The sequence below is a fragment of the Parafannyhessea sp. genome (genome assembly GCF_051876455.1).
Classification (GTDB): Bacteria; Actinomycetota; Coriobacteriia; order Coriobacteriales; family Atopobiaceae; genus Parafannyhessea.
On the sequence record NZ_JBJEHW010000028.1, the window covers coordinates 1 to 5,733 of the forward strand.

Sequence of the window (5,733 nt, forward strand, 5' to 3'; positions counted from 1 at the left end):
CAGTCCATCGAGGACAGGCGACGCGGGATCTACTCGTACGAGGCGCTGCGCAGCAGGCTCACGCAGGGACGCTTCGCCCAGGACGGGCTCGTGGACATGCTCGCACCGGTCATCAGGCTGCAGCCGCTCACCCACGAGGAGCTCCTCGTGCTGATCGAGAAGCTCGCGGACATCCATGCGGGGCTCTTCGGCTACGAGCGCACCCTCACGCAGGAGGACCTCGTGCGCTTCATGCAGGTCGAGTACGGCCGCGTGGGCGCGGACACCCACCTCACGCCCCGCGAGGTGATACGCGACTTCGTGGAGATGCTCGACATCCTGAGCCAGAACCCGTCGCTCACCATCGACGACCTGCTCTCGAGCGACGAGCTCAACGCACCCGTCCAAAGCGCCGTCGAGGAGCGCGAGGCCTCGGGCAGGTCGCAGCGCGGGGTCACCGTCCCCGCCGCGCCGACCGAGCGCAATGACGACTTCACGGAGTTCAGCATCTAGCGAAGGGAGAGGAGCATGTCCACCTTCGACCGCTACGCCCCCTTCATCCAGGACTTCATCTACGAGCACGACTGGCAGAGCCTCCGCTCGGTCCAGGTTGCCGCGGCTGATGCCATCTTCGACACGGACGAGAACGTCCTTCTCACCGCGTCCACCGCGTCCGGGAAGACCGAGGCGGCGTTCTTCCCCATCCTGACGGAGTTCTGGGAGAACCCGCCCGCCTCCGTGGGTGCCATCTACATCGGCCCCCTCAAGGCGCTCATCAACGACCAGTTCATCCGCCTCGAGGACCTCTGTGCCGAGGCCGACATCCCGGTCTGGCACTGGCACGGGGACGTCTCCCAGTCGCACAAGCGCAAGATGATGAAGCACCCCTCCGGCATACTCCAGATCACGCCGGAGTCGCTTGAGGCCATGCTCCTCCATCGCCATGCCGCAATCGGGCGCATCTTCGGGGACCTTCGCTACGTCGTCATAGATGAGGTGCACTCGCTCCTTCGCGGCGACCGTGGCGACCAGTGCCTCTGCTGCATCGAGCGCCTGAGCCGACTCGCCGGGGTCAACCCGCGCAGGATCGGCCTCTCCGCCACCATCGGTGACCCGGAGGCGACGGGCAGGTACCTGAGCGCCGGGACCGGACGCGGATGCGTGATACCGAAGCTGGATGGTCCCAAGGAGCGCTGGCGCATCTCCATGGAGCACTTCTACACCTCCGGGCCGCAGGCGCCGGAACGCGGCGTGGACGGCCTGGGCAACTCGAAGGCACGGCGCGATGCCGGCGAGCCCACCTACGAGGCACCCTTGCGTCAGGCTCGGGAAGAGCTCGTGCCGTCCCCACGGGAGCGCGTGGAGGACGTGAAGCCGGAACGCCCGGCTCCCGAGACGGAACAGCCCGCCGCGGAGGCGCCCACGGACAGCGCCCCGGTCTTCGCGGACCCGGGACTCGCCTACGTGTTCGAGCACACGCGCGGCCACAAGTGCCTGGTGTTCGCGAACTCGAGGGAGGAGGCCGAGGCGGTCTGCACCACGCTGCGCCAGTACTGCGAGGCGACGGGCGAGCCGGACCGGTTCCTCATACACCACGGCAACCTCTCCGCGAGCCTCCGCGAGTCGACCGAGGCGCTCATGCGCGACGAGGACGCGAACCTCACGACCGTGACGACCTCGACCCTGGAGCTCGGCATCGACATCGGACGGCTCGAGAGGGCCTTCCAGATCGACGCGCCGTTCACCGTCAGCTCGTTCCTGCAGCGCATGGGACGAACGGGCAGACGCGGCCAGCCGAGCGAGATGTGGTTCCTCATGCGCGAGGACGAGCCCGAGGCGCGCGCCCTTCTCCCCGAGACCATCCCCTGGAAGCTCCTTCAAGGCATCGCCCTGGTACAGCTCTACCTCGAGGACCGCTGGGTCGAGCCGCCGCGCCTCGACGGCCTGCCCTACAGCCTGCTGTACCACCAGACCATGGCGACGCTCGCCAGCACGGGAGAGCTCTCCCCTGCCGAGCTGGCCCGCCGCGTGCTCACGCTCACGCCGTTCCACAGGATATCGACCGACGACTTCAGATGCCTCCTCAGGCACCTGATCGAGATTGACCACATACAGCAGACCGACGAGGGTGGCTTGATCGTCGGGATAGCCGGCGAACGGGTGACGAACAACTTCAAGTTCTACGCGGTGTTCAGCGAGGACGAGGAATTCACGGTCAGGAGCGAGTCGCAGGAGCTTGGGACGATCGTCCAGCCGCCACCCGTGGGCGAGCGCATCGCCATCGCGGGAGCGACGTGGGTCGTCGAGGAGATCGACTACAAGCGGCACCTCATCGAGTGCTCGCCCGTGAAGGGCAAGGTCCCGGCATACTTCGGCATGGTCGCAGGAGACGTGAACACGCGCATCCTCGAGCGCATGCGCGTGGCGCTGGACGAGGACGCCATGTATCCCTACCTGCGGAGAAACGCGCGGGCGCGCCTGGCACAGGCGCGCCACGTGGCACGCAACGCCGACGTCACCGCAGAGCCCCTCATCTGCGTGGGAGGGACCGCATGGTGCCTGTTTCCCTGGCTTGGGAGCTACGCCTTCCTTGCGCTGGAGAGGCTCATCAAGATCAAGTGCGCGGACGAGCTCGGCCTCAAGGGCCTGGACTCCTCGCGGCCGTACTTCATGCAGTTCACGATGCGAGCCGACGCCGAGACGTTCTATCGCGTCGTGAAGGAGGCCGCGGCTTCGCTTTCGGACCCCCTCGAGCTCGTCTATCCGGGGGAGGTCCCGTACTTCGACAAGTACGACGAGTTCGTCCCCGAGGAGCTGATACGCAAGGGGTTCGCATACGGCGTGCTCGACGTCAACGGTATGGTGGAGCGAGTCCTCGGCTGGCCGGACGCCCCGTCGAGCGAGCAGGGCGGCTTCCTGCCGGGAACGGGCCATCGGCTCACGGGGAGTCCAAGGCAGTAGCTATCAGGCAAAACGCTGCATGCACGCATGCGCGCAATCGACTAAGGTAGTTGACGCAGCCGGTAGGGAACCGAGAGGAGAGGCCATGGCGCAGGACGACAAGAAGACGCAGGGCGAAAGGAGCGTCCCAAAGGGAGCCCAGATGGCGACGTCGAGCCAGAGGGCCATCGTGATTGCCGCGTTCGCGGTCACGATCGTCGTTGTCTTCCTGCTCCAGTACGTCGCCAAGCTCGACACCACGTCCACGTTCCTCATCGGCCTCGTGGTTCTGGTGGCCATCGTCCTCGTCGCGCTCTTCGCGATGACGACCGCACGGAAGACCCGCATGAAGCTGGACGTCAAGCAGACCTGCAACCCGATGCTCGAGAGGTTCAAGCAGACGGGTGACGTCGCCAACTTCATGCACGACTACGAGACGTGGATCTCATACGACCATGACCCGAGCCTCGTCGCGCAGTTCACGCAGGCCACCGTCGATGCGCTCATCAACACGGGACACGCGAAGCAGGCGCGCCTCCAGCTCAAGCGACTCGGCGAGGTCATCGGTCCCGACCAGCGCTCCCAGCAGGAATACGCGAACTATTGCAAGCAATGCGAGAGCCGCCTCAAGAACCTTCGCAGGGCGCGCAGATAGGACATCCGCAAGTGTCAGACAAAGCCAACGCCACGGCAATCAGCGAGCGCGAGTCACGTCGAAACGCGTTCCTCTCGAGCACGCCGGGCCTCCTCCTGTTCGCGACCGCAAGCTGCCTGCTCTGGGGGTCGGCATTCCCCTGCACAAAGATTGGCAACGCCCTCTTCGGAATCGCAAGTAGCGCCACGTCCTCCCAGCTCCTGTTCGCAGGCGTCAGGTTCACCATAGCGGGATGCATGGTCATTGCGTTCATGAGCGTCAAGCGCGGACGACCGCTCCTCCCCCGCGCGACCGACTGGAAGGCGATTCTGCGCCTGTCCCTCTTCCAGACCGTCCTCCAGTACGGCCTCTTCTATCCGGGACTCTCCCGCTCCTCTGGCGTCGCGAGCTCCATCATTGAGGCGAGCGCATCGTTCGTCGTGATCATTCTCGCGGCACTCGTCTTCAGGCAGGAGAAGCTGACCTCGCGCAAGGTACTGGGATGCCTTGTGGGCTTTGCGGGCGTGCTGCTCGTGAACCTGAAGCCGGGCGGCTCGCTCAGCTTCAATCCAATCGGCGAGGGCCTCGTGTTCCTCTCAACCATCGCGGCCGCGACGTCCAGCTGCCTCATACGCGACTTCTCGAAGAGGCATGACCCCGTGCTCCTGAGCGGCTGGCAGTTCCTGGTCGGAGGCGTGGTCCTCACCCTCATCGGCCGGGCGACCGGAGGGCAGCTCACACCGTCGCGGCCGGCGGCGCTCGCGCTTCTCGCCTACATGGGCTTCATCTCGGCGGCCGCCTACACGCTCTGGTCGATGCTCCTCTCGGCCAACCCGGTCTCGAGGGTCGCGGTGTTCGGCTTCATGAACCCCGTCTTTGGCGTGGTCCTCTCCGCCATCCTCCTGAACGAGACCTCCGCGCTGAACCCCCTGCTTGCGGTAGTCGCGCTCGTGCTCGTCTCGGCCGGCATCGTGATCGTGAACCGTGGTCCCAGCGAGGTCGCGACGGACGCCTAGCCCAGGGCGAACCTCCTGGCGATGGCGCCCGCCACGCGGTAGTGAGGCGGCCTGAGGTCGCGGTCCGCCTGGGGCAGCGCGTCCCTGATCGGCAGGTGCTGCGGGCAGTGCGCCTCGCACTTGCCGCAGCGCACGCACTGTGTGGCGAAGGCCGGCTCCTTGCGCAGACTCACCACCTGCCAGTACTCCTTGCGGCCGACGGCCTTGCCCTCTGTGTACATCTCGTTCCAGCAGCGGAAGGCGCTGGGGATGTCGACCCCCTTGGGGCAGGGCATGCAGTAGCCGCACCCCGTGCAGCCGATGCGCATGCGCTCGTTAACGATCTCCTTCACCCGGTCGATCAGCCGCAGGTCCGCGTCCGTGACGCAGCCGACCGTGGCCTCGCTCGCGACGCGGCAGTTCTCCTCCACCATGGGGATGCTGTTCATGCCCGAGAGCACGCACGTGACCTGGGGCTGGCTGTAGAGCCAGCGGAGCGCGAGCTCCGCCGGCGACCAGCCGTGTGCGTCGCGCGCGATGAGGTCGCGGGCCTCCCGCGGGAGGAGGTTGACGAGCTTTCCGCCACGCAGCGGCTCCATGATGATGACGGGGATGCCGCGCTCCGCCGCCGCGAGGAGGCCGGCACGCCCGGCCTGCGAGTTCTCGTCCATGTAGTTGTACTGGATCTGGCAGAAGTCCCAGTCGTAGGCGCCGAGCACCTTGAGGAACATCTCCGTGTTGCCGTGGAAGCTGAAGCCGATGTTGCGGATCTCGCCCGAGGCCTTCTTGCCCTCGATCCACTCGCGGATGCCAAGCCGCTCGAGCTTCCGCCAGGCGACCACGTCCGTGAGCATGTGCATGAGGTAGTAGTCCACGTGGTCGGTGCGCAGCCGGCGGAGCTCCTCCTGAAAGTAGCGCTCAATCGCGGCGGAGCTCCTGATGAGGTACTGCGGCAGCTTCGTGGCGATGTTGACGCGGTCGCGCACGTGGTTGGACTCGAGCACGGTGCCCAGGAGCTCCTCGCTCCCGGGGTAGATGTACGCCGTGTCGAAGTAGTTGACGCCCAGCTCGATCGCGCGCATGATCTGCGCCTCGGCCTTGGGGTAGTCAATGCGGCCGCCGCCCGGGCCGCCCGTGCGCTCGAAGCGCATGCAGCCAAAGCCAAGGAGCGAGAGCGGGTTGCCG

At 66.3% G+C, this 5,733-nt stretch carries 5 protein-coding genes; 4 read left to right on the forward strand and 1 reads right to left on the reverse strand.

The window, feature by feature from the left end:
* From ACI38Z_RS01220 to ACI38Z_RS01235, 4 genes are all read left to right on the forward strand, one after another.
* The coding region (locus ACI38Z_RS01220; protein ID WP_439788371.1) for a BREX system ATP-binding domain-containing protein at positions 1–492 on the forward strand (492 nt) is incomplete at its 5' end.
* A gap of 15 nt (positions 493–507) precedes the next feature.
* A complete protein-coding gene (locus ACI38Z_RS01225; protein ID WP_439788372.1) occupies positions 508–2,940 on the forward strand; it encodes a DEAD/DEAH box helicase in 2,433 nt (810 codons plus the stop codon).
* A gap of 85 nt (positions 2,941–3,025) precedes the next feature.
* The gene (locus ACI38Z_RS01230; protein WP_439788373.1) at positions 3,026–3,574 is read left to right on the forward strand and encodes a hypothetical protein; all 549 of its coding nucleotides are present in this window, start codon (positions 3,026–3,028) and stop codon (positions 3,572–3,574) included.
* 11 nt (positions 3,575–3,585) lie between these two features.
* On the forward strand, positions 3,586–4,569 hold the full coding sequence (locus tag ACI38Z_RS01235; RefSeq protein WP_439788374.1) for a DMT family transporter: 984 nt from the start codon (positions 3,586–3,588) through the stop codon (positions 4,567–4,569).
* Here the strand turns inward: ACI38Z_RS01235 and ACI38Z_RS01240 are convergent.
* Positions 4,566–5,733, reverse strand: a 1,168-nt coding sequence (locus tag ACI38Z_RS01240) for an aldo/keto reductase (RefSeq protein WP_439788375.1), incomplete at its 5' end; no start/stop codon positions are given. The two genes, ACI38Z_RS01235 and ACI38Z_RS01240, sit on opposite strands and share 4 nt — an antisense overlap.

Bases quoted from the DNA above. Each gene is read 5' to 3' on its own strand.
- ACI38Z_RS01225 (WP_439788372.1), top strand. From the start codon at position 508: ATGTCCACCTTCGACCGCTACGCCCCCTTCATCCAGGACTTCATCTAC.
- ACI38Z_RS01230 (WP_439788373.1), top strand. From the start codon at position 3,026: ATGGCGCAGGACGACAAGAAGACGCAGGGCGAAAGGAGCGTCCCAAAG.